At 68.7% G+C, this 23,377-nt stretch carries 17 protein-coding genes; 8 read left to right on the forward strand and 9 right to left on the reverse strand.

The features are described from left to right. Nucleotides 1–58: 58 nt before the first annotated feature. The 3 genes from AC07NF_RS09540 to AC07NF_RS09550 are packed head-to-tail and all read right to left on the reverse strand — an operon-like array spanning nt 59 to nt 3,295. Nucleotides 59–1,507 (reverse strand): FGGY family carbohydrate kinase, encoded by a 1,449-nt coding sequence (locus tag AC07NF_RS09540; RefSeq protein ID WP_494632006.1) that lies wholly within the window; start codon nt 1,505–1,507, stop codon nt 59–61. Next, a complete protein-coding gene (locus AC07NF_RS09545; RefSeq protein WP_494632005.1) occupies nt 1,504–2,454 on the reverse strand; it encodes a transketolase family protein in 951 nt (316 codons plus the stop codon). The genes AC07NF_RS09540 and AC07NF_RS09545 overlap by 4 nt, the downstream gene beginning before the upstream one ends. A 1-nt stretch (nt 2,455) precedes the next feature. Next, nucleotides 2,456–3,295 carry a transketolase gene (locus AC07NF_RS09550; RefSeq protein WP_494632004.1) on the reverse strand — a complete coding sequence of 280 codons (840 nt, stop codon included), beginning with the start codon at nt 3,293–3,295 and terminating at the stop codon, nt 2,456–2,458. Nucleotides 3,296–3,731: 436 nt separating this feature from the next. Here AC07NF_RS09550 and AC07NF_RS09555 point away from each other — a divergent pair, with 436 nt between their 5' ends. From AC07NF_RS09555 to AC07NF_RS09585, 7 genes are all read left to right on the forward strand, one after another. After that, nucleotides 3,732–4,361: a DUF2291 family protein gene (locus AC07NF_RS09555; protein WP_494632003.1), complete on the forward strand. Its 630-nt coding sequence runs from the start codon at nt 3,732–3,734 to the stop codon at nt 4,359–4,361. Nucleotides 4,362–4,365: 4 nt separating this feature from the next. Further along, nucleotides 4,366–5,865 carry a sugar ABC transporter ATP-binding protein gene (locus AC07NF_RS09560; protein WP_494632002.1) on the forward strand — a complete coding sequence of 500 codons (1,500 nt, stop codon included), beginning with the start codon at nt 4,366–4,368 and terminating at the stop codon, nt 5,863–5,865. Then, entirely contained in the window at nt 5,865–6,896 is a 1,032-nt protein-coding gene (locus tag AC07NF_RS09565; protein ID WP_492814143.1) for an ABC transporter permease, read from the forward strand. The genes AC07NF_RS09560 and AC07NF_RS09565 overlap by 1 nt, the downstream gene beginning before the upstream one ends. Nucleotides 6,897–6,937: 41 nt before the next feature. Continuing rightward, nucleotides 6,938–7,792, forward strand: coding sequence for a DeoR/GlpR family DNA-binding transcription regulator (locus AC07NF_RS09570; RefSeq protein WP_492814144.1), 855 nt, complete (start codon nt 6,938–6,940; stop codon nt 7,790–7,792). An 8-nt stretch (nt 7,793–7,800) separates the two neighbouring features. Next, entirely contained in the window at nt 7,801–8,751 is a 951-nt protein-coding gene (locus tag AC07NF_RS09575) for a D-ribose ABC transporter substrate-binding protein (RefSeq protein ID WP_494632001.1), read from the forward strand. 18 nt (nt 8,752–8,769) lie between these two features. Beyond that, nucleotides 8,770–9,750, forward strand: a complete 981-nt coding sequence (locus AC07NF_RS09580) for a sugar phosphate isomerase/epimerase family protein (RefSeq protein ID WP_494632000.1) — start codon at nt 8,770–8,772, stop codon at nt 9,748–9,750. 157 nt (nt 9,751–9,907) lie between these two features. Beyond that, nucleotides 9,908–10,603 (forward strand): GntR family transcriptional regulator, encoded by a 696-nt coding sequence (locus tag AC07NF_RS09585; RefSeq protein WP_494631999.1) that lies wholly within the window; start codon nt 9,908–9,910, stop codon nt 10,601–10,603. Here AC07NF_RS09585 and AC07NF_RS09590 read toward each other — a convergent pair. Both AC07NF_RS09590 and AC07NF_RS09595 read right to left on the reverse strand, forming a co-directional pair. After that, nucleotides 10,600–11,895 (reverse strand): alpha/beta hydrolase family protein, encoded by a 1,296-nt coding sequence (locus tag AC07NF_RS09590; protein WP_494631998.1) that lies wholly within the window; start codon nt 11,893–11,895, stop codon nt 10,600–10,602. The two genes, AC07NF_RS09585 and AC07NF_RS09590, sit on opposite strands and share 4 nt — an antisense overlap. Before the next feature lie 98 nt (nt 11,896–11,993). Beyond that, nucleotides 11,994–13,376: a DUF4861 family protein gene (locus AC07NF_RS09595; RefSeq protein WP_494631997.1), complete on the reverse strand. Its 1,383-nt coding sequence runs from the start codon at nt 13,374–13,376 to the stop codon at nt 11,994–11,996. 152 nt (nt 13,377–13,528) lie between these two features. On the opposite strand from AC07NF_RS09595, the gene AC07NF_RS09600 reads away from it, so the two are divergent. Continuing rightward, nucleotides 13,529–16,702, forward strand: coding sequence for a glycosyl hydrolase (locus tag AC07NF_RS09600; RefSeq protein ID WP_494631996.1), 3,174 nt, complete (start codon nt 13,529–13,531; stop codon nt 16,700–16,702). Here the strand turns inward: AC07NF_RS09600 and AC07NF_RS09605 are convergent. The 4 genes from AC07NF_RS09605 to AC07NF_RS09620 form a co-directional block, all read right to left on the reverse strand. After that, nucleotides 16,692–18,317: an alkaline phosphatase D family protein gene (locus AC07NF_RS09605; protein WP_494631995.1), complete on the reverse strand. Its 1,626-nt coding sequence runs from the start codon at nt 18,315–18,317 to the stop codon at nt 16,692–16,694. The two genes, AC07NF_RS09600 and AC07NF_RS09605, sit on opposite strands and share 11 nt — an antisense overlap. 70 nt (nt 18,318–18,387) lie before the next feature. Next, complete coding sequence (locus AC07NF_RS09610) at nt 18,388–21,630, reverse strand: TonB-dependent receptor domain-containing protein (protein ID WP_494631994.1); 3,243 nt, start codon at nt 21,628–21,630, stop codon at nt 18,388–18,390. Nucleotides 21,631–21,723: 93 nt separating this feature from the next. Further along, a complete protein-coding gene (locus AC07NF_RS09615; protein WP_494631993.1) occupies nt 21,724–22,734 on the reverse strand; it encodes a FecR family protein in 1,011 nt (336 codons plus the stop codon). Next, on the reverse strand, nt 22,703–23,305 hold the full coding sequence (locus AC07NF_RS09620; protein WP_494631992.1) for an RNA polymerase sigma factor: 603 nt from the start codon (nt 23,303–23,305) through the stop codon (nt 22,703–22,705). Before AC07NF_RS09620 ends, AC07NF_RS09615 begins: the two co-directional genes overlap by 32 nt. Nucleotides 23,306–23,377 lie beyond the last annotated feature (72 nt).

A 23,377-nucleotide genomic window follows, 5' to 3' on the forward strand; every position in this document is an offset into this window, starting at 1 on the left:
TCCCGAGAGTCAGCTTGGGTCCCCGCTTTCGCGGGGATGAGCGGAATTTTTGTGGGCGTTAGAGCATCGCCCGGCGCAGGGCATCCTGCCACCGAGCCACAGCCGCCTCGCGGACATCGGCGCTCATGCTCGGCGCGAAGGTCCGCTCCGCCGGCCGCACCGGCGGCGCCTTGATCCCCATGCCCTCGGCCGCCAGCCGCGCCGCGCCCAGGGCGCTGAGTTCGGCGGCATCCGCGCGGATGACCGGGCGGTCGATCAGGTCGGCTAGCAGCTGCATCAGCACGTCGTTGCGCGAGGCGCCGCCGTCGACGTTCAGGGCTGGCAGGTCGCCATGCAAGTCGGCCTGCATGGCCATGAAGACGTCGTGGATCTGCAAGGCCACAGCCTCCAACGCCGCGCGGGCCAGATGGGCGGGGGTGGTCCCGAGGTTCATGCCGCTGACCAGGCCTCGGGCCTCGTCGCGCCAGTGCGGAGCGCCCAGGCCGGCGAGGGCTGGCACCAGGGCGACGCCGCCGCTGTGGGGCACGGTGAGGGCCAGGTCCGTGAGGGCGTGCTCGTCCCGCAGGCCCAGCAGCTTGGTCACGAACGCCACCGTGTGGCCCGAGACCGAGATATTGCCTTCCAGCGCGTGCAAGGCTCCGCTGGCCCGGCTCCAGGCGATGGTGCTGGACAGGCCATGGGCCGACCAGATCCGCTCCTTGGTCACGGTCATCAGCGACGAGCCAGTGCCGCAGGTGGCCTTGATCCGGCCGGGCCCGTCCAGGCCGTGGCCATAGAGCGCGGCATGCGAGTCGCCCATGGCCGCGTGGATTGGGACGCCGGTGGGCAGGGCGGTCGCGCCGCGCGCGGTTTCACCGAACAGGCTGTCGGACGGCCGGATCTGCGGCAGCACCTCCAGCGGGATGTCGAACAGCCGCGCCATCTCCGGGTCCCAGGCCAGGCTGGAGAGGTTCATCAGCTGGGTGCGCGAGGCGTTGCTGTGGTCGGTGGCGTGTTGCGCGCCGCCGGTCAGGTTCCACAGCAGCCAGGCGTCGACCGTGCCGGCCTTGAGTTCACCACGGGCGGCGCGGGCGTGGCCGTCGGGCGCGTGGTCCAGCAGCCAGGCCAGCTTGCCGGCCGAGAACATCGGATTGAGCGTCAGGCCGGTGCGGGCGATAGCGTCCGGCTCGTAGCCCTCGGCCTTCAACGCTTCGCAGCGCGTGGCCGAGCGACCGCATTGCCAGATCACGCAGGGACCGACCGGACGACCGGTGGCGGCGTCCCACAGCACGACGGACTCGCGCTGGTTGGAGAGGCCGATCGCGGCGACCGGCATGCCCATGGCGACGATCTCTTCGATCACGCCAGCGACGCTGGCCCAGATGTCGTCGGCCGAGGACTCCGCCCAGCCGGGTTGCGGATAGCGGACCGCCGTCGGCCGCGAGGCCTGGGCCAGGATCTCGCCCTCGGGGCCGACCAGCACCGCCTTGGTGTTGGTGGTGCCCTGGTCGATCGCCAGGATGTTCATTTGGCCAGCAGGTCGCGGGCGGCGCCCGCGATGCCGTCGGCGGTCAGGCCGTAGCGCTCCATCAGGAACTCGGCCGAGCCGGTGGGCAGGAAGCCGGGGAAGCCCAGAATCCTCATCGGGCAGGGGGCGTTGGTGGCCAACACCTCGGCCACCGCGCCGCCCAGGCCGCCGCGCACCGAGTGTTCCTCGACGGTGATCACCGCGCCGGTCTTGGCGGCGTCCAGGATGGCGGCTTCATCGAGCGGGGTCAGGGTGGCCATGTTGATCACCTTGGCCTCGACGCCCTCGGTCGCCAAGAGCCGGGCGGCGGCCAGGGCGCGATGGACCATGGTGCCGTTGGCGATGATGGCGACGTCGCCGCCCTCGCGCAGGGGCTCGGCCTTGCCGATCTGGAAGGTCTCGGCCGTGTGCTTGAGCGCCGGCACCGGCATGCGGCTGATGCGGACGAAGACCGGACCGTCGAAGGCCGCGGCGGCCTTGATCGCTTCGCTTGTCTCCCACGGATCGGACGGCACGATGACGGTCAGGTGCGGCGCCATCGGCCGCAGCCAGGCCAGGTCCTCGATCGAGTGGTGGGTGGGGCCGAGTTCCCCGTAGGCGATGCCGCTAGAGATGCCGCACAGCTTCACATTGGCTTGCGAGTAGGCGATGTCGGCCTTGATCTGCTCCAGCGCTCGGCCCGTGAGAAAACAGGCAGCGCCGCTGACGAATGGGATCTTGCCGCCGTTGGCCAGGCCCGCGCCGACGCCGATCATGTTCTGCTCGGCGATGCCGACATTGATCAGGCGCTCGGGGAACTTCTTGCGGAAGCCGCCCAGCTTGCTGGAGCCGACGCTGTCATTGACCACGGCGACGATCCGCGCATCAGCTTCCGCCAGGGCTTCCAGCGTGGCGACATAGGCCTCGCGGCAGTCGAACAGGCCTTCGGTCTTTTCGGGATCGTTCACGTCAGGCGAGCTCCGCCAAGGCTTGAGCATACTGTTCGGGGTTCGGGCAGCCATGGTGCCAGCCGGCCTGGTTTTCCATGTACGACACGCCCTTGCCCTTGATGGTCGCGGCGATCACGCACAGCGGCTTGTCGCCGGTGGTTTCCAGGGCGGTGATCAGGGCGGAAGGGTCGTGGCCGTCGATCTCGAGCACGTCCCAGCCGAAGGCGCGCCACTTGTCGGCTAGGGGTTCCAGGCTGACGGTCTCCTCGGTCGGCGCGCCCTGCTGCAGGTGGTTGCGGTCGACGATCAGGGTCAGGTTCGACAGCTTGCGGTGGCCGGCGGTCATGGCCGCTTCCCAGCAGCTGCCCTCCTGCAGTTCGCCGTCGCCGGTCAGCACGAAGACGCGGAAGTCGGCCTTGTCGATCTGACCGGCGATGGCCGCGCCGATCGCGACCGGCAGGCCGTGACCCAGTGGGCCGGTATTGGTCTCGACGCCCGGCAGATAGGTGCGGCTGGGGTGGCCGTTCAGGCGCGACAGCGGTTGCAGGTAGGTCGACAGCTCCTCCTCCGGGAAGAAGCCCGCCCCGGCCAGCACCGAATAGAAGGCGCCCGTGCAGTGGCCCTTGCTCATGATGAAGCGGTCGCGGCCCAGGTCGTTGGGCTGGCTGGCGTCGTAGCGCATGACGTCGAAATAGAGCGCCGCCAGGATGTCGGCCGCCGACAGGTCGCCGCCGGGGTGGCCTTGTTTGGCCTCGAAGATCATCTTCAGCGCGCTGCGACGGATCCAGTTGGCGCGCTGCGCCACATAGGCGGCGCGGCTTTGCAGGTCGTCCGCGCCCTGGCGGTGAACTTGGTTCATCTTCGACGGTCTCACTGGTCGTCGCGGCATGGGTCGAGGGTGCGTGCGACCGCGGAAGAGGCGCGTTTTTCGACCGCGCTCGATTCCGCCTGGTTCCAGGCCTCCCTCGACCCGCAAACTAGGCGGGGCGGTTTGCGAGTGCAACGACGAAATGCGTCGTTTGTTTTCGATTTTCTTCGTTTCTGTTGGTACGGGAAAGCGCGTCGGGCGAGCGGAGTGAGGTCTGGAATGGGCGTAAGTCTATGGCCGTATGGTGGAAATCGCGATCGCCCATGGGCGCTACGCCCTTTGCGGTAAGGGCTGATTGACAGCCCCAATCCGCCATGACACGTTTCGTCCGAATTCGAAATCATTCGAAAGTAGCGCCGAAAATGGCGCACGATCCGGGGAGAGGCTGACGTTGCGGCAGGCGGGCGAGCGAGATCGCGGCGATAGCATGCGACGGACCGGCCTGGCGCTGGTCCTGGTCGCCCTGCTGCCCGTGCTCAGCGCCTGCAAGGTCATCCCCATCGCCGCCGATCGCGCCGCCCGTGAGCGCCAGGCCGGCAGCTTCGATGCTGCGCGTTATGTCGAGGCCGTCTGGGATGCCCAGGCTGCGCCCTACTGGGGCAAGCAGGCCAAACCTCTGAGCGCGCTGGCCAAGAGCATCGACCTGAACCTGGACGCCGCCGGCGCCGCTGATGGCCGCAAGGCCGGCGACGGTTCGCCCTGGACCTTTGTCACCCAAGGCGAGGGCCAGGTCACGGCGGTGAAGACCAATGCTCGCGCCGGCGCGGTCACCGTCATGGTCGACGGCAAGCCGGTCGAGGTGCTGGTCGGGCCGGTGGTCTCGGGCTCGGCCCTGCGCGACAGCCTGCCGTTCGTGACCTTCAACGACTTCTCCAACCAGATCGCCTTCGCCGAGGTCGGCGGAGCCCTGACCAAGCGGGCGCTGCGCCAGGCGCGGCCGGCCGCCGAGAGCCTCAAGCCCGGCGACCGCGTGCGGTTCCAGGGCGTGTTCCAGCTGGGCAAGGCCGACGATCCGGTGGTCGTCACGCCCGTGCGCCTCGAGCGGGTCGGGGCCTGACGCCGTGCTGCGGGCGGAGAAGATCGGCAAGACCTATGGCGGCGTCACGGCGCTGGACGGCGTCGACTTCGATGTCCATGCCGGCGCGGTCAACGTGCTGATCGGCGAGAACGGCGCGGGCAAGTCCACCCTGATGAAGATCCTGGCCGGGGTGGAGCAGCCCACTTCCGGCCGCCTGCTGCTGGACGGCGAGCCGGTGCGCTTCGCCTCGGTGCGCGAGGCCGCCAAGGCCGGTGTCGGCATCGTCTTCCAGGAGCTGAACCTCTGCCCGAACCTGACGGTGACGCAGAACATCTTCCTGGGTCGCGAGCTGACCAAGGTCGGCGCGACCGACCACGCCGCCGAGAACGCCCGCGCCCGCCAAGTGCTGGCCCGCCTGGCCCACGGCATCGATCCGGACGCCCCGGTCGGCGACCTGCGGGTGGGTGAGCAGCAGATCGTCGAGATCGCCAAGGCCCTGGTCGAGGACGCCCGGGTGCTGATCCTGGACGAGCCGACCTCGGCCCTCAGCGCCGCCGAGGTCGAGGTGCTGTTCGGCGTGATCGGCGAGCTGAAGCGGGCCGGGGTGGCGGTGATCTACATCTCCCACCGGCTGGAAGAGCTGATGCGCATCGGCGACTACGTCACCGTGCTGCGCGACGGCCGGCTGATCGCCTCCGAGCCGGCGTCCAAGGTCTCGGTCGCCTGGATCATCGAGAAGATGCTGGGCGACAAGGCCCGCCAGCGGCCGCGCGGCGGGACGCGCCAGGCCGGCGAGGTCGTGCTGTCGGCGCGCGATATCGCCCTGCCGCGTCGGGGCGGCGGCTTCCTGGTCGACCATGTCAGCGCCGACTTCCGGGCTGGCGAAGTCACCGCGGTCTACGGCCTGCTGGGCTCGGGCCGCACCGAGCTGCTGGAAAGCCTGTGCGGCGCGCGCAGCGCCGGCGGGACCGTGATCCTGAACGGCGAGGACGTCTCGGCCCTGAGCCTGGCCGAGCGCTGCCGGAAGCGCATGCGCTTCGTCCCCGAGGACCGCCAGCGCGACGGCCTGTTCCATAATCTGTCCGTGGGCGGAAATCTGGGCCTCTCCAGTCTGCTGGGCTTCCTGCGCGGCGGCCGGATCAGTGAAGGCCAGGAGCGCTCGACCATCGCCGACATGATGGCCCGTCTGGGCGTCAAGGCGGCGGGCGCGGAAGCCGCGATCGGCTCGCTGTCGGGCGGCAACCAGCAGAAAGTGGTGATCGGGCGCGGCCTGATGACCGGGCCGCTGGTTATGCTGCTGGACGAGCCCAGCCGGGGCGTCGACATCGGCGCGCGCGGCGAGGTGTTCGACACCATGCGCGCCCTCGCCGACCAGGGCCTGGCTGTGGTCTTCGCCACCTCCGACCTGTTGGAAGCCCAGGCCGTCGCCGACCGCGTGCTGGTGCTGGCCGCTGGCCGTCTGACCGCCGACCTGACGATCGAACAGGCCACGGAGAGCGCGCTGGTGGCCGCCTCCAATGCCGTCATGGAGACCGCCGCGTAATGGCGACCGAAGTTACTTCCTCGACGGGCCCGAGCGTCGTCGCGTTGCTGCTGAAGCTGCGCGCCCTGATCGCCCTGGCGGTGGTCATCGCCTTCTTCTCGGTGATGGCCCCCAACTTCCTGTCGGCGTCCAACTTCCTGATCATGTTCAAGCACGTGGCGATCACGGCGATCCTGGCGATCGGCATGACCTATGTGATCCTGACCGGCGGCATCGACCTGTCGGTGGGCTCGATCGCGGGCCTGGCCGGCATGGTCGCGGGCGCCCTGATCCTGAACGGCGTGACGTTGCAGCCGCTGGGCGTGGTCGTCTATCCCAGCGTGCCGGTGGTCGTCGTCCTCGTGCTGGTGCTGGGCGGGATCGCGGGCCTGTTCAACGGTGTGCTGGTGGCGCGTTTCCGCATCGCGCCGTTCATTGCCACCCTGGGCGTCCTCTACGTGGCGCGCGGCGCGGCCATGCTGCTGTCGAACGGCGCGACCTTCCCCAACCTGGTCGGCCGTCCGGACCTGGGCAACGAGGGCTTCCCGCTGCTGGGCTCGGCCTCGGTCCTGGGTCTGCCGGTGACGGTGATCCTGCTGGCGCTGATCGCCCTGGTCGCCGCCTTCGTCGCCAAGGACACGCCGTTCGGCCGCTGGGTCTACGCCATCGGCGGCAACGAGCGCGCGGCCATGCTGTCGGGCGTGCGGGTCGAGCGGGTCAAGGTCGCCGTCTATGTGATCTCCGGCGTCTGCGCGGCGCTGGTGGGGCTGATCGTCTCCTCCGAGCTGGTGGCCGCCCATCCGGCCAGCGGCGAGACCTTCGAACTGTCGGCCATCGCGGCCGTCGTGCTGGGCGGCGCGTCGCTGTCGGGCGGGCGCGGCACGGTCGGCGGCGCATTGATCGGCGCCTGCGTGATCGGCGTGCTGGGCGATGGCCTGGTGATGATGGGCGTCAGCGAGTTTTGGCAGATGGTCATCAAAGGACTTGTGATCATCGCCGCTGTCGTGCTCGACCAACTGCAAGGACGCCTCACGGCGGCGGGCAAGGCCTGACCGTGACCAAGGGCGCCGTCACGCAGAGGAGCAAGAGAGCCATGGCCAAGTCCGGTCCGAAGGGCGCTCAGAACGACACCGCGGCCAAGAGCTCGGCCCGCCAGCGCGCCATGGCCACGGCCGGCTCGGGGCTGTTGGCCGAGCCCCGTCGCATGAAGATCCTGGAGTGGCTGCAAGAAGAAGGCAGCGCCCGGGTGCGCGAGCTCTCCGAAGCCTTTGGGGTGTCGGAACCCACCATCCGCCAGGACCTGGAGAAGCTGGAGGTCGAAGGCCACATCGTGCGCGAGCACGGCGGCGCCTTCCTGCGTTCGGTGCCCCAGCAGGTGCGCGACATGGCCCTGCAGCACCGGGTCAATATGGAAGCCAAGCGCCGGATCGGCCGCCTGGCCGCATCCTTGGTCACCGACGGCCAGACCCTGATCCTCGATAGCGGCTCGACCACCACCGAGGTGGCCCTGAACCTGCTGGAGCGGCAGAACCTCAACGTCGTCACCAACGCCCTGAACATCGCCCTGACCCTGGGGGCGCTGCCCTCGTGCACGGTCCACATGCCGGGCGGCCAGTTCAAGGCCCCGACCCTGTCGCTGAGCGGCGAACGCTCGGCGGCCTATTTCGAGGGCCTGTACGCCGAGACCTGCTTCCTGGCGACGGCGGCGATCTCGCTGGAAGCCGGCCTGACCTATCCGTCGCTGGCCGACCTGCCGATCAAGAAGGCGATGATCGCGGCGGCCTCGCATGTCTGCCTGGTGGCGGACTCCACCAAGATCGGCCGCACCTCGTTCTCGTCGCTGGGCGGCGGGGTCGAGGTCATCCAGACCCTGATTACCGACGACGGCATCCGCGACGAGGACCGCAAGGCCCTCGAGGCGCGCGGCATCCGCGTGTTGACCGCCTAAGGAGCGCCATGAAACGCAGCCACCTGATCATCGCGATCGCCGCCGTCGTCGCGGTCGTCCTCGGGATCTCGTGGCTGGCGCCCAAGGGGCGCTCGAACCTGATCGTCATCATCACGCCGTCGATGGACAATCCGTTCTTCGGCCAGGAGGCGGCAGGCGCTGAGGCGCGAGCCAAGGCCCTGGGCTACGAGACCCTGAAGTTCTCGCACGACGACGACGCCTACAAGCAGAGCCAGCTGATCGACACGGCGATCGCCCGCAACGCCGCCGCCATCATCCTCGACAACGCCGGCGCCGACGCAAGCGCCGCGGCGATCGGCAAGGCCAAGGCGGCCAGCGTGCCGGTGTTCCTGATCGATCGCGAGATCAATGTGCGCGGCCTGGCGACGGCCCAGATCGTCTCCAACAACTTCCAGGGCGCGGCCCTGGGGGCCGAGGCCTTCGTCCAGGCGATGGGTGAGAAGGGCGGCTATGTCGAGCTGGTCGGCAAGGAGAGCGACACCAACGCCGCCATCCGCTCGCGCGGCTTCCACGAGGTGATCGACCAGTATCCGGACCTGAAGATGATCGGCCGCCAGTCGGCCAACTGGAGCCAGTCGGAAGCCTTCGCCAAGACCCAGTCGATCCTGCAGGCCCATCCCGAGGTGAAGGGCGTCATCGCCGGCAACGACACCATGGCCATGGGCGCGGTGGCGGCCCTGGAGAGCGCCGGGCGCGGCGACGTGGTGGTGGTCGGCTTCGACGGCAGCAACGACGCCCGCGACGCGATCCTGGCTGGCAAGCTGAAGGCCACCGTGCTGCAGCCGGCCTTCCGCCAGGCCCAGTACGCCGTCGAGCTGGCCGACCGCTTCCTGAAGACCGGCAAGACCGGCCAGCCGGAGAAGCAGCTGATGGACTGCTTCCTGGTCACCGCCGCCAACGCTGGCGACCTGAACAACTTCAATCTCAACCGTCGTTAGTTTCTGGAGTACGCGCTCATGAGCAAGCTGAAGTTCGGAGCCGGCATCTGGCACTTCGCCACCTATGTCGACCGCTACGCCACCGACGGTTACGGCCCGCCCGTCAGCCTGATCGAGGCGATCGATAAGGCCGGGCAGGTGGGCGACCTGTCGGTCGTCGACCTCAACTATCCGTTCGTCGATCCGAACCTCTCACTGGATGAGGTCGAGGTCGCGCTGAAGCGCAACAACCTCGGCGTCATCGGCATCACGCCCGAGATCTATACCCGCCAGTTCTCGAAGGGCGCCTTCACCAATCCCGATCCGGGCATCCGCCGCCTGGCCAACGCGATGTGCAACGACGCGGCCAATGTGGTTCGTCGTTTCGGGGCCGACTACGTCAAGCTGTGGCCGGGCCAGGATGGTTGGGACTACCCCTTCCAGGTCGACCACAAGAAGCTGTGGCAGATGTCGATGGACGGCGTCGGCGAGCTGGCCAGCCAGAACCCCGACCTGAAGTTCGTCATCGAGTACAAGCCGCGCGAGCCGCGCAACCACATGAGCTTCGACTCGGTGGCCCGCACCCTGCTGGGCATCGAGAAGATCGGCCTGCCCAATATCGGCATCCTGCTGGACTTCGGCCACTCGCTGTATGGCGGCGAGTCGCCGGCCGACGCGGCCCAGCTGGCCATCGACCACGGCCGGCTGTTCGGCATGGACGTCAACGACAACCTGCGCAGCTGGGACGACGACATGGTCGCCGGCTCGGTCCACCCGATCGAGCTGTTCGAGTTCTTCTACGTGCTGCGCAAGAACAACTGGGAAGGCGTCTGGCAGCTGGACCAGTTCCCGTTCCGCGAGGACAGCGTCACGGCCGCCAAGCTGGCGATCGACTTCCTGAAGGTCATCGACCGGGCGCTGGACAAGCTGGACTTCGACGCCATGCAGGCCGCCCAGGATCGCCAGGACGCCCTGGAGGCCCAGCGCCTGGCCCGCGCGGCGCTGTTCTCGTCGTACTGACATGGCGCGGCGGTCGCTCCAGCGCCTCAAGCCCCGGGGCGTCGAACGGCGTCCCGCGCAGGCGGGGGCGATCCGCCGCCCGGCTTTCCACCGGGCGCGAGGCTGGGTTCAGATCCACTGGCTGGACTTCGAACCGGCGTTGCTACAGTTTCCGGGAATGGCGCTCCGGAATGCAGACGGAGGGCTGGTCGAGACGCCGATCGCCAAGCGCAAGCTCTCCGACCATGTCCTCGACCGCCTCAAGGCGATGATCACCTCGGGCGAGTACGCGCCGGGCGAGGCGCTGCCGTCCGAACGCGAGCTGATGGTCCGCTATGGTGTGGGCCGGCCGGCGATCCGCGAGGCCATGCAGGCTTTGGCCAACCAGGGCCTGATCACCATCAAGCACGGCGAGCGCGCCCGCGTGCGGCCGCTGACCGCCAAGGCCGCCGTCGGCCAACTGGACCTGGTGGCGCAACTGATGCTGTCGGCCTCGCCGAACATGGTCGAGAACCTCAAGGAAGCCCGCCGCTTCTTCGAACGCGGCATGGTCCGCGAGGCGGCGGTGAAGGCTGAGGCCGCCGACCTGGAGCAGCTGGAGCGCCTGGTCGCCCAGCAACGCCAGGCCCTGGACGACGCCGAGGCCTTCGTCGCCCTGGACCGCGCCTTCCACGGCAAGCTGGCGGCCATCTCACGCAACGCCATCTTCGACGCGGTGGCGGAGGCGATGCTGGGCTGGCTGCCGGTCAATGCCGACGAGCCGGCCGAGCACCGCGCCAGGCTGGTCGCCGAATACGCCCAGATCGTCGAGCGTTTGACGGCCCGCGACCCGGACGGCGCCGAGGCCGCACTGCTGCGCTCGCTGGACCTCTAGTCCGCCGCTGGCGCGACCACGAAGGCGCCAGTTCCCGGAAGTTTCCGGTCCTTGATCCAGTCGGCGGTGATGTCGAACAGGCCCGCCGCATAGGCGCTCTTGCTCCGCTCGATCAGCCCGTGGTCAGCCTTCGGGAAGACGACGACGGCGAGGTCGGGCCGCTTGACCTGCACCTCCTTGAGAATGGCCTGGGTGCGCGCGTTCGGCGCCTGGCGGTCACTGCCGCCCAGCAGCCATAGCTGGCGTGGCCGGATCGTCTCGATCAGCGGACGCGGCTCGTAGCCAAAGCTGAGGCTGTGGGACGCCGCCACGCCGCCCGCCCTGGCGTCGGCGCTGGACACCGTCAGTAGGATGCCCGTGTGCGAGCGCGGCTGGATGACCTTCAGCCAGGGCTCGCCGGCATGCTGCGTCCGGAAGGCGTCCAGCTCGGCGAAGCCGTCGGTGAAGTTGGAGCGGACGACGCGCGCGGTGAGATCGGTCAGCGTCCTGGCCTTGGCGAGGTCCTCGTCCTGGAAGCCCGCTTGGCGCACCTGGGCTTCGACCAGGAGGCGGTCCTGGGCGATTGGGCCCTCGGCCAGGGTGAAGGCGGGGATGACGAAGTCCAGCGGGGTCAAGGTCGCGGTCAGGGGCGCGACCCAGCCGCCTTGGCTGCCGCCGATGACGCCGACTTGGCGCACGCCTGGGGCCAGTCGCCGCGCCGCCTTGACTGCCGCGGCCGTGTCGCGCGCCCGCACATCGAAATTGGCTGACAGCGCGCCGGCGGATCCGCCTGTCCCGCGCTTGTCGTAGACGAACACCGCCACGCCGCGCCGGGCCAGCTCGTACGGCCAGATGGCGTCGTCGGTCGATGGGTCGTTGTTGGAGCCTTCGATCCAGACGGCCAGGGCCTTGGCGCGGCCGCCCTGCGGCATGACCAGCTTGCCATGCATCGCGACGCCGTCGCTGGCGAAGGTCGTCTGCGTCTCGGCCAGCGGCAGGCGGGCGCCTTGCTCCGTGACAACGCCCCGCGTCAGCGTCAGGCGGCCGGTCTCGCAGGGTTCGAAGGCGATCGTCAGCGGCCCGCCGGCATAGACGCCGTCCGGGCGTTCCTGCAGCCGGCCGAAGGCGCCGGTCGAGAGCGTGTATTTCAGGTTCCGGGGATGACCGTCGGCGCCGGTGATGGTCACGACCTGGCCGGCGGGCAGGGCATAGGCGCCCAGCCGGCAGCGCAGGGCCTCATCCAGGCGGGTCTGCGGAACGGCGTCGAGCTGAGGCGAAGCGGCCACGAGGGCTGCGGCGAGGAAGGCGAGCATGGTCGTTCTCGGCGTTGTCGGGCGGCCCAAGTCACCCGTACGGCGCCGCTCCGCCAGCGCCGCTTCGCGAACGGCGCCGGAGCTTCGCGAGCGGCGCCCTAGCGCTTCTCCTCCGCTACGCCGCCCACCCGCACCGGCGAATTGTACTCGCGCGCGGACTTGATCACGTAGGCCTTGAAGGCGTCGGCGGTCTTCAAGGTCGGGCCTTCGCTCCAGGCGGCGGCGATCATGTATTCGAAGCGGTTGTCCTTGGTCGGGGCCACCTTGAAGACGTGGTTGCCCTGGCGGTCGGGGCTGGAGACGTAGGTCGGCTTGTAGGCGTCGCGGACGACCAGGGCCGAGCCGGCGTAGTCGATGCGGAAGCCGTTCTGCACCGCCTCCTTGTCGTCGGGATTGCGCACCAGCTCGCTGCCGCCGGTGATGGCCACGCCGCCCTGCTGGTAGATAATCTCCTCGGGGGCGTGCTTGCGGATGCCCGCCGCCCAGGCCGCACCCGTCTTGGCCTTCGGCGCAAAGGTCTTGAAGGTCACGCGGGCCGTCGAATAGTTCTGGCCGGCATAGGCGGTGTAGAGCTGTTCGACCTCGTAGCGGCCCCGGCCGCTGTCCCAGTTCATGGTCTTGACGCGGATCATGCTGCGCAGCGGGCCGTTGGTGACGACCTCGAAGGCGTAGCGGGTGTCGGTCAGGCCGTTGCCGTTGAAGCGGTTGGCCTGGTCGGACTTGGGCGTGAAGCGCGGGCGCGAGATCGCGTCGGGCTCGGCCGGATCGTCGAACACCCCGATGCCGCCGCCGCCGAAGCTGTCGTCCACCGACATGATGTCCGAGCCCAGCTTGGGATCGATCCGCGACACCGCATAGCCGTCCAGGTTCTCGCCATATAGGCGCGGCGACATCAGCATCGGCGCGCGCTTGCCGTAGACGTCGGCGTCGGTGGGGAACCACAGCTTCCAGCCGACGGCTTCCGACTCCCAGAAGGGCACGGTGTGGCGCATGTAGCTGCCGATGCCGGCGTGGGTGCGATGCGGGTTCCAGCCGCGCTGCTGGAAGCCCCGATAGATGTAGATCGTCTTGGTCTCGCGGGCCTTCAGGTCGACCTGAAGGAAGAGCTCGTCCCACAGGCCGTCGGCGTTCAGGTCGTCCAGCTGGTAGTCGACGGCCCGGCCATTGGCCTCGACCAGGTGGCCATGCGGGCCTTCCATGGCCTGGCGCTCGTGGTCGGGGGCGGGACGCGGCGCGCCGTCGGGATCGACCAGGGTCACGGTCAGGGCCTGGGCGCCGCGCAGCATCGGCAGCTGCTCGGGGGTCAGGGTCACGGGGCTGTTTACGCGATCCTCGTCCAGGGGGTTGGTGACCTGGATGGCGATGCGTTCGGTCGGGGCGAAGGCGCCTTGGGTGTACCAGGGGCGATCAGCGGCATGAGCGCCGCAAGCGAGGGCCAGGAATAGGGCCGAAGTCGCGAAGAGCCGGCGGTCGATAAGCATGCGGAGCCTCCCTGGAACCTGCGGCGCCATCAAAGGCGACGACGTTGGGGAAGGCAAGCTGATATACTCATCATACCAGCTTCCGTTTCAGGGCTCGGACGCTATTGTGCGAGCGGCCGCTTCGGAGCGCCAGCCTTTGAAGGAGAAGCGGCGTGAACAAACGCCCGGTCGCGCTGGGTCTGATCCTGGCTCTGAGCGTCAGCCACGTCGCCCTGGCGGCGGATGCGTTGCGCGACGGCTTCGCGACCCCGCCGGCCGAGGCGCGACCGCAGGTCTTCTGGCAGTGGATCAACGGCAACGTCACCCAGGAGGGGATCCATCTCGACCTGGAATGGATGAAGCGCGCCGGGATCGGCGGCTCGATCCTGTTCGACATCGGTTTCGGCTCGCCGCCGATCCCGCAATATGTCGAGAAGCGTGTCGGCTACGGCTCGCCCGAATGGAAGGCGGCGGTTCGTTATGCGGCGGCCGAGTCCAAGCGCCTGGGCCTGCAGTTCGGCATGCAGGCCGGCGGCGGCTGGAGCGAGACGGGCGGGCCCTGGGTCAAGCCCGAAGAGGCCATGAAGAAACTGGTCTGGAGCGAGACCGTCGTCTCCGGCAAGGGACCGGTCGTCCTGGCCCCGCCGCCCGGCGTCAGCGGACCGTTCCAGGACCTGCCGATCACCGCCCGCTTCGCCGAGCCTAGGCTCTGTCGCGATGTCGCCGTGGTCGCCTGGCGGGAGGACGCCGCGCCAGCGATGGCGGAAGCGACCTCCAGCGCTGGACCGGTCGCGGCCGCGAAGCTGTCGGACGGCGCCTATGCCGCCCCGGCGGTTGAGAAGCTGGCCGGTGACGGCTGGGTGATCCTCCGCTACGCCGCGCCGGTGGAAGCCCGCGCCGTGACGGTGGCCGTGGATGGCGCCATGCCCAATGGCGTGGTCGAGGCCAGCGATGATGGGCAATCGTTCCGTGTTTTGACGATATTGCCGGGCGAGGCTCGCCAGGGCCTGCCGGTCCGCACCTTCGCCTTCGCCAAGACGACCGCTCGCGTCTTCCGCCTGCGCCTGGCCGCCGACACGAAACCGACGGCCGTGACCGAGTTCGCCATCCATGCCGACCCCCGCATCGACCGCTTCCAGGAGAAGGCCGGCTGGGGCGTGCTGACCGACAACTGGGCCTCGGCGACGCCGGCGACCGACGCGGCCATCGCGCCGGCCGGTGTGCTCGACCTGACCAGCCGCCTCAAGCCCGACGGGACGTTGGACTGGACCCCGCCCGCCGGCCGCTGGCGCGTGCTGCGCTACGGCTGGTCGCTGACCGGACGCCGCGACACCCCGGCCGCCGCCGAGAGCCTGGGGCTGGAGGTCGACAAGCTGAACGCCGACCACGTCCGCGCTCACATGAAGGGTCTGCTGGAACCGCTGAAAGCCGAGCTGGGCGATCTTTATGGCAAGGACGGCCTGGGCTTCGTCATCACCGATAGCTGGGAGGTCGGGCAGCAGAACTGGACCGAGGCCATGGCCGCCGAGTTCGCTGCCCGGCGCGGTTATGCCCTGACCCCCTGGCTGCCGGTGCTGGCCGGCCGTGTGGTGCAGAGCGCGGAGGCCTCAGATCGTTTCCTGGCCGACTATCGCCGCACGATCGCCGACCTGCTGACCGAGCGCCACTTCGCCGAGATCACCAAGATCCTGCACGAAGAAGGCATGCGCTACGACGCCGAGGCGCCGGGCGTGGACCTGCCCACCATTGCCGACGGCCTGCAGGCCAAGGGCCGAGTCGACATCCCGATGGGCGAGTTCTGGGTCTATCCGGAGGGCAAGCCGCCGCCGGCCGCGCACCTGGCCGATGTCCGCGAGGCCGCCTCGGCCGCCCACGTCTATGGCAAGCCGCTGGTCGGCGCCGAGGCCCTGACCACCATGGGCGAGGACCCCTGGCGCACGGGCCCCTGGCAGCACAAGCGGATCGTCGATCGCTATATGGCCGAGGGCATCAACCACTTCGTCCTGCACACCTCGGCCCACCAGCCGTTCACCGACCGCAAGCCGGGCATGACCCTGCGCCAGTACGGCCAGCACCTGTCGCGCAACGAGACCTGGGCCGAGGGCGAGATGCGCGCCTGGACCGATTACCTGGCCCGCAGCGGCTGGATGCTGCGCCAGGGCCGTCCGGGGGCGGACATCGCCTACTTCCAGGGCGAGGACGCCGCGACCGCGCTGCCCTATGTCGAGGGCGGCAAGCCGAACCTGCCGGCGGGCTGGGACTTCGACTATCTGGACGCCGAGAGCCTGATCCAGCGGATGAGCGTCCGGGATGGACGCTTGGTCCTGCCCTCGGGCGCCAGCTACGCGGCCCTGGTCATTCCGGCGCGTGTCGAGCGGATCAGCCTGCCGGCGCTGCGCAAGATCGAGGCCCTTGTCGCGGCCGGCGGCCTGGTCATCGGCGAACGCCCGAAGGGCTCGCCGACCCTATCGGGCGGCGCGGCGGCGGATGCCGAGTGGAAGGCGCTGGTCGACAAGCTGTGGAACGGTCCGGTTCGATCGGGACCGGTCGAGGTTGCCCTAGGCGCACCGGCGATCACCGGCCAAGGCCAGGACCTCGTCTGGACCCGGCGCGTGCTGGACGACGGCGAGATCTATTTCCTGGCCAACACCAGCGACCACCCGCTGCAGATCGTGCCGTCCTTCCGCATCGCCGGCAAGGCCCCCGAGCTCTGGCGCGCCGATACCGGACAGGGCGAGCCCACCGCCTTCGCTCAGCGCGACGGTCGTACCGAAGTCCCGCTGGAGTTGGCCCCGTACGATGCGGTGTTCCTAGTCTTCCGCACGCCGACCAACGACCTGGCGCGTACGGAGCTGACAGGCCCCGCGCGGGTCTCGAAGCCCATCGACGGTCCCTGGACCGTGAAGTTCGAACCCGGCTGGGGCGGGCCCGAGAGCGTGACCCTGCCGAAGCTGGCCTCGTGGACCGACAATCCCGATCCCGACGTCCGCTACTATTCCGGCGCGGCGACCTACGAGAAGACGCTCGAGATCTCGCGCGCCTGGCTGAAGGGCCGCGTCCAGCTGGATCTCGGCGAGGTGCGCGAATTCGCCACCGTCACCCTGAACGGCAAGGCCCTGCCCACCCAGTGGAAGCCGCCCTACGCCATGGACGTCACCGACGCCCTAAAGCCCGGCCGCAACACCCTGAGTATCCGGGTGGTGAACTTCTGGGCCAACCGGATGATCGGCGACCAGCAGCCGGGGGCGAAACGCTACACCTTCGCCCCCATCCAGCCCTTCAAGCCCGACGACGCCTTGTCGCCGTCGGGCCTGCTGGGGCCGGTGACGCTGAAGGTCAGGCCGTGAACACCCGCCGTCCGCGCTCGACCGACATCCGGTGCGAGCCGGACAGCGCCGTGGAGCGGGCCTTGATGGTCTGCAGGAACAGCCACTCGCCGCTGACACGCTGGGGCGTGACCTCGATCATCATGTAGCCGCGCTGGCTGGTGTCGGCCCATTTCAGCTCGGGATTGGCGGCCATGAAGCCGCGCGCCACGACCTTGGGATCAGCGCCCATGTCGCCTTCCATGCCGTTGGAGGTCACCGCTTGGCCGGCAAACTCGACGCCGGCGGGCTTGCCGTCCTCGACCAGGCCATAGGCCCAGGCGTTGTGGCTGTCGCCCGACAGCATGACCAGATCGGCGTCGGCGGCTTGGGCCGATTTCAAGAGGCGCGAGCGGGCGGCGGGGTAGCCGTCCCAGCGGTCCATCCACATCGGCAGGCCCTGCTGGGCGGCGCGGATGTTGTTCTTGTAGCCGGCGACCTTCTTCTCGCCCACCTCGGGGCGCAGCCAGTCGACGGCGTCCTTGGGCATGACCGTCCGCCCCAGGATGGTGCCCATGCCGACCAGCTGCCAGGCGCCCTTGGTCGCCTTCATCTGATGGGCCAGCCAGCTCTCCTGGGTCGAACCCATCATGGTCGCCGAGGGATCCTTCCAGACGCCGTCGCGGAACGCCTTCAGGGCCGCATCGGGATCGGCGGCCTTGAAGGTCGCGCCGATGTCGGCCGGCTTGGTGCGGGCCAAGAGGCGTGACTCCGTGCGGTAGAGCGTGGCCAAGGTCCCGATGGCGTAGGATTTCCACGGCTCGTCCGAGACCGGCATCCACTCGCGATAGACCTGCATGGCGGCCGCGCGCCGGATGTTCCAGTCGCCTTCCTTGTCCGGCTGATGGTTCTGGGCGCCGGCTTCATAGCTGTCGTTCGAGGACTCGTGATCGTCCCACAGCGCCACCATCGGAGCCAGCTGGTGCAGGCGTTGCAGGTCGGGATCGGCGCGGTAGCTGGCGTAGCGCAGGCGGTAGTCGGCGATGGCCAGGATCTCGGTGACCGGCAGCAGCTGCTCCTTGCGCCCGACCGCCCAGTCAGCCTCGCGGGTCGAGGCCACGCCGTATTCGTAGATGTAGTCGCCGGTGTGCAGCCACAGGTCCACGTCTTTACGCGCGGCGGCATGGGCGTAGGCGTTGAACAGGCCCTGGGGCAGGTTCGAGCACGAGAAGACCGCCAGGTTGAAGCGGTCGACCTTGCCTTCGGGCAGGGTCTTGGTGCGGCCGACGGGCGAGCGCTCACCGTTCGGGGCGATGAAGCGGTACCAGTAGACGGTGCCGGGCTTCAGCCCATCGACGGTGATCTTGGCCGTCCAATCGCGATAGGCGCCGGTGCGCACGGCGCCGCCGCCGACCACCTTGGCGAAGTCCGGATCCAGGGCCACCTCGGCCTCCAGCCGCGTGACGCCGTCGCTCATCGGGACATAGCGCGTCCACAGCAGCATCGAGTCCGGGCCGGGCTCGCCGCTGGCGACATTGTGGGTGAAGCCGGTGGCGGCAGCCATCTGCCGGGCCAGGGCCTGGCCGGCGGGCAGCATCAGGCCCGAGAGCCCCAGGCCGCCCATGACCAGGCGGCGACGATCGATCCTCAGAACCATGCGAGGTCTCCGTAAAAAGAAAACTCCCGCGGCCGGAGGGCCGCGGGAGGTGAAGTTGCTCAGGGGAAAACTAGAAGGTGCCTTTGAGGCCGATGTTCCACATCGAACCGTAGATGCTGTACTGTTGCACCCGGGTGCGGACGTTCGAATAGACGACGTCCGGTTCGTTGAAGATGTTGCGCCCGGCCAGCATGACCTCGAACTGCTTGTTGATCTTGTAGCTGGCGCTGACGTTCCACAGCTCGCGGGCGGCGCGGTACAGGATGCCGTTGTTGGCGGTGGTCGGGGTGTTGCCCAGCGCGCTGGTGCGGGCCGACGACTGGTAGTTGCCGGTCAGCTGCAGGTCGAACTTGCCGTAGCGATACCGCAGACCCCAGTTGGCCGAGGTCTTGGGCAGGTTCACGCGCTCGCCGTCGGGATCGACCTTGGTGATCGAGCCGCGCAGGCCAAGGCCGCGCAGCGCGCCCGGCAGGAAGGTCAGCTGCTGGTCGTATTCCAGCGTGACGCCCTTGTTGCGGCTGGTGCCCGGCAGGTTCTGGGCGCTGCGGAAGGTGTAGCCCGCATAGTCGGCCGGGTTGTAGCCGACGTCCTCGGGGTTCACGGTCAGGCCGGTGACCTGCATGTCCTGCACGTCCAGCTGATAGGCCGAGAGGCCAATCACGCCCGACGGCTCCAGATAGTACTGCAGGCTGGCGAAGTACTTGGTCGAGTGCTCGGGCTTGAGCAGCGGGTTGGGCACCGTGACGATCAGGTTGTTGTCGTCGACGGCAACCACGCCGCCCAGGTTGCCGTAGTCGGGGCGCAGGATCGACTGGCTGAAGGCCAGCTGGCCGACCAGCTTCTTGTTGAAGTCGTACTTGACGCCGCCGCTCCAGAACCAGTCGTCGTACTCGCCCTCGCGGGTCGTGTAGGTCCCGTTGCGGTATTGGTACATCAGGCCGGCGACGGTGCTGGTCGACAGGCCGGCGGCCGTGACTTCCTTGGCCGGACGGATGTCGGCGACGCGCGCTTCGGTCTTGGTCTTTTCGTAGCGCAGGCCCAGGTCGAACGAGGCCTTGCCGATGCGCGGCTGCACCTCGGCATAGGCGGCGCTGACCTCCTCGCCGATCTTGCGGTTGTTATCCAGCTGGCGCTTCAGGTTGCCCACCGTGTCGGGCACGAAGTACTCGGGGTGCTGGGCGTAGATGTCGTACGTGCCGTAATTGCTGTCGGCGCGCCAGTTCTGGTCGTTGATGTTGCCGGCGTCGAAGCCGTGGATCTTGAAGTCGTAGTTCTTGGTCCAGGGGATGACGGCTTCCGGGGCCTTCTGGGTCAGATCGTTCGTCGGACCGACGTACTGGAACTGCTTGAACGAGCCCTCGACCGTCTTCCAGGCATTGGTGCGGAACGCCGCGCCGCCCAGCAGCTTCATCTGCACATTGCCGAAGGCCAGCTTCTTCTTCAGGTCCAGATTGACGCCGTACATCTGGTTGTTGGCGTTCGACTGCGACGTGCGGATGTTGTTGCCGATGTCGTCGTCGCGGTTGAAGCTGGTCGGGTCGCTCCACGAGCGGCCGGCGGTCTGCTTCAGGGTCCAGGCGTTGCTGTCTTCCGACGCGCGGTCCAGCGTGAAGCCGATGCGGGTCAGGTAGCTGTCGGTGCGGACGAAGAAGCCGCGGTCATTGTCCTCGAAATTGAATTCCGAGCTGGAATAGTTGGCCCGCAGCAGGGCCTCGAACGTGTCGCCGCGATATTCCAGCTTGGGCGCGAACACCCAGGCCGGGGTGCCGGCGTAGCGGTGCGAGTACTGGGTGTGCAGGCGGGTGTTGGTCCCGTTCGGATTGACCACGATGTGGGTGCCGGTCGAGTCCGCCGTGGCCTGCGTCGCCGTCGTCGTGCCGAAGATCAGGTAGGTGTACTGGTTGAAGTACTCGACGTCATAGAACGAGTAGGTCGAGCGCAGGCTCAGGGCCAGCTGGTCGGTGATCTTGTAATCCAGGCTGAGATTGGCCGCCTTGCGGTGGGTCAGCTTCGGACCCGGGCGGTACATGACCTGGTACGGAATGATCCGGCCATTGGCGAGGTACGACCAGTCGGTCTGGATGCGGTCCTGCTGGACGAAGTTGGCGTTGTAGCTGGCGTTGAATGCCACGCCCAGACGACCGTCCAGGAACACGTCCGCATAGCCGACCTGAGCCGACGGATAGATCGTCGAGTGCTTCTTGTCGTCCGGCAGGTACTGACGCGACAACGTGCTGTCGGAGGTGCCGACGCCACCGATCTGGAAGCGCAGCAGGCGGCTGGTGCGCTGGAACGCGTACTTGCTGCGCAGGTTGATGGCGCCGCCGGGGCTGTCGGCGTCCATATTGGCCTGCAGGGTGTTGTTCAGCTCGATCGAGTCGATGCCGGTGATCGACATCTGCTCGAAGGAGTTCTGGCGGCCGGCGTTGTTGTTCGAGGTGGCCGTGGCCATTCGCGCGCCGTCGGTGGTGAAGGTCGAGTATTTCGGGTCCAGGCCGCCGATGCGGACGGCCGTGGCGTCGACCTCGGTATAGTCCAGCGAGATGCCGGGCATGTTCTTCATGAACTCGCCGACGTCGCCCATGGTCAGGGCGCCGAAGTTGTCGGCGGCCACGACGTTCTTGGCGTTGGTCGAGGCGCGGCGCTCCATGATGGCGGCGGCCTGGCCTTCGCGGGCGGCGGTGATGGTCACGGCCTCGACCTCGCCGGCGGCGGCGGTGTGGCTGCCGGGGTTCAGCGAGACCTCGATGACCGAGGGCTGGCCGGGCGTGACGGTCAGGACCGTGCGCGACTCCTGCAGACCGGCATACTTGACCAGGACGCTGACCTCGCCGGTCGGCACGCCGGTCAGGCGGAAGTCGCCGTCGTCTTCCGAGTAGCTGACGATCGGCGTGCCTTCGACGCGGATCTCGGCGTTGCGGACATATTCGCCGGTGGCGGTGTTGAGGACGCGGCCTCGAACGATCCCGCTACCGACGCCGGCCTGGGGGCGCGGCGCGACCGCGCCAGCGTTGGCGCGCAGGGTGATGATCTGGCCGTCGTCGCTGTCGATCGTCAGCGGCGTGCCGGCGATCAGGCGGCGCAGGGCGGTGCGCACGTCCATGGCGCCCTTCACGGCCGGGGTGTTGATGCCTTCCAGCTGACGGGCCGGGGCCACGATCTGCACCTGGCCCTGGCGAGCCAGCTCGGGGATGGCGCGGACGGCCGGCTGGGCCGGAATGTCGAACACGCGCTGCTGGGCGCTGGCCGGCGCGGCGATCGCCATGGCGACGACGGACGCCCCATAGGCGAGGAGGCAATAGCGAGACTTCATGGCTTTCAGAGACCCCGATAGTCGCGTTGGTCGCGACGTTGCCGGTTGAGAGCCGTTGGCCAGGGGCCTTCCGCTATATGTTGCAAAAACTTCTTATTGTGCGGCCGCCTGAGCGGCGTTCGCGCGGGTCAGGACCACCGTGTCCGGGCCCTGTTCCAGCCGGGCGTCGAACACCCGGGCGATGGCCCGGCTGAAGCCCACCGGGTCGTTGGCGGCGAACAGGCCGGTGACCGGTTCGCGAGCCAGCTCGGCGTCGCGCACCTGGATGTGGGTGTCGCTGTAGCGGGCGAACTCGGCGGCGGCCTCGCCCAGGGTCTGGCCCTCGAAGGCCAGCTTGCCCTCGCGCCAGGCCAGCTCGCGAGTGACGATCTGCGGCGGGATCGCCAGTGGGCGCTCGGCCGAGATGTGGGCCGGGTCGGAGAGGGCCAGGCGGGTGTTGGACGTCACGGCGATGATCCTGGCCGAACCGATCAGCGGCGCGGCCGAGACCTCGACCTGGCCCAGATTGACCAACACGTCGACCGGGGCTTCGTCCAGCTTGCGCACGCGGAAGCCGGCCTGGGTGGTGCGCAGCCGGCGGCCGTTGACCTCGACCACGAAGGGCCGCTTCTCGTCGCGGGCCACCGAGAAATAGGCCTCGCCCTTCAGCAGGGTGACGACCCGCTGGTCCTTGTCGTAGCGGACGCGGATGCGGGTGTCGGTGTTCAGGAGGACGGTCGAGCCGTCCTTCAACGGCGCCAGCCGGATCTCGCCGCGGTCGGTGCTGATCACGGTCCCGGCGGCGGCCGAGGTCACGCCCAGGGCGGCCAGCGAGGCGGCCGCCGCGGCGGCGCCCGTCCAGGCCAGCGCTTGCCGGCGCGAGAAACGCGGGCGGCGCGGCGCGGCGAAGATCGCGGGGTCGAAGTCGTCGCCCAGGGCCTGGGCCGACTCGCTCATCATCGCCAGGGCGCTGGCCCGCAGCAGGGCGCCCTTGGCGCGCGGATCGCTGTCCAGCCAAGCCTGGTGCGCCGCCGCCTGCTCCGGAGACAGCGGCCCACGATCCAGCCGCGCCGTCCATTCGGACGCCGCCTGGTCAATGTCGCGACTGGTGTCTCGTTCGGCCATTTATCGGGGTGTTCTCTGCTTCCGCGGTCTTAGAGGTTTGGGGTGGGGTGTTTCCGCTACGACCGAACCAATCAATCAGAAACAGAATGCCTCGGGAGATGTGAGTCTCCACCGTATTTTCCGAAATCCGCATGCGGGCGGCGATCTCGCGCTGGGGCAGGCCCCTGACCCTTCGCAGCACGAAGGCCTCGCGGGTCTTCAGCGGCATGGCCGAGATCGCCTTGGCCAACTGCCGCAGCTCGTCGCGGTCGATGGTCCGCCGCTCGGGCGAGGCCGCCTCGTCGGGATGCTCCAGGCGCTCCAGGTCGTCGACCGCGTGGATGGCCACGATCCGCGCCCGGCGCACATGGCGGGTGATCACCGAGCGGGCCACCTGGAACAGGTAGGCGCGCGGATGGCGGATCTCGTCGACGCTCTCCAGCTCGGCCAGGATCGTATAGGCCTCCTGGATGATGTCGTCGGGATCCACGCCCGTCGGCGCGGCGCGCGACAGCCATCCCTTCAAGGCCGGCTCGTGCGGAAGGATGTTCCGCAGGAACCACCGTGTTCTTTCCCTGTCGGCGCCGCTCATCCCGGACTCGCTGGCTGGACACTGCGTGAGGCCGCATGGCTAGCGGCCGTTTGTGACAGCCCGGTTGGGCCG

It is taken from the genome of Caulobacter sp. GW821-FHT10A06, assembly GCF_059415805.1.

Bases quoted from the DNA above. Each gene is read 5' to 3' on its own strand.
- AC07NF_RS09540 (WP_494632006.1), bottom strand. From the start codon at position 1,507: ATGAACATCCTGGCGATCGACCAGGGCACCACCAACACCAAGGCGGTG.
- AC07NF_RS09550 (WP_494632004.1), bottom strand. From the start codon at position 3,295: ATGAACCAAGTTCACCGCCAGGGCGCGGACGACCTGCAAAGCCGCGCC.
- AC07NF_RS09555 (WP_494632003.1), top strand. From the start codon at position 3,732: ATGCGACGGACCGGCCTGGCGCTGGTCCTGGTCGCCCTGCTGCCCGTG.
- AC07NF_RS09565 (WP_492814143.1), top strand. From the start codon at position 5,865: ATGGCGACCGAAGTTACTTCCTCGACGGGCCCGAGCGTCGTCGCGTTG.
- AC07NF_RS09570 (WP_492814144.1), top strand. From the start codon at position 6,938: ATGGCCAAGTCCGGTCCGAAGGGCGCTCAGAACGACACCGCGGCCAAG.
- AC07NF_RS09575 (WP_494632001.1), top strand. From the start codon at position 7,801: ATGAAACGCAGCCACCTGATCATCGCGATCGCCGCCGTCGTCGCGGTC.
- AC07NF_RS09580 (WP_494632000.1), top strand. From the start codon at position 8,770: ATGAGCAAGCTGAAGTTCGGAGCCGGCATCTGGCACTTCGCCACCTAT.
- AC07NF_RS09585 (WP_494631999.1), top strand. From the start codon at position 9,908: ATGGCGCTCCGGAATGCAGACGGAGGGCTGGTCGAGACGCCGATCGCC.
- AC07NF_RS09590 (WP_494631998.1), bottom strand. From the start codon at position 11,895: ATGCTCGCCTTCCTCGCCGCAGCCCTCGTGGCCGCTTCGCCTCAGCTC.
- AC07NF_RS09595 (WP_494631997.1), bottom strand. From the start codon at position 13,376: ATGCTTATCGACCGCCGGCTCTTCGCGACTTCGGCCCTATTCCTGGCC.
- AC07NF_RS09605 (WP_494631995.1), bottom strand. From the start codon at position 18,317: ATGGTTCTGAGGATCGATCGTCGCCGCCTGGTCATGGGCGGCCTGGGG.
- AC07NF_RS09610 (WP_494631994.1), bottom strand. From the start codon at position 21,630: ATGAAGTCTCGCTATTGCCTCCTCGCCTATGGGGCGTCCGTCGTCGCC.
- AC07NF_RS09615 (WP_494631993.1), bottom strand. From the start codon at position 22,734: ATGGCCGAACGAGACACCAGTCGCGACATTGACCAGGCGGCGTCCGAA.
- AC07NF_RS09620 (WP_494631992.1), bottom strand. From the start codon at position 23,305: ATGAGCGGCGCCGACAGGGAAAGAACACGGTGGTTCCTGCGGAACATC.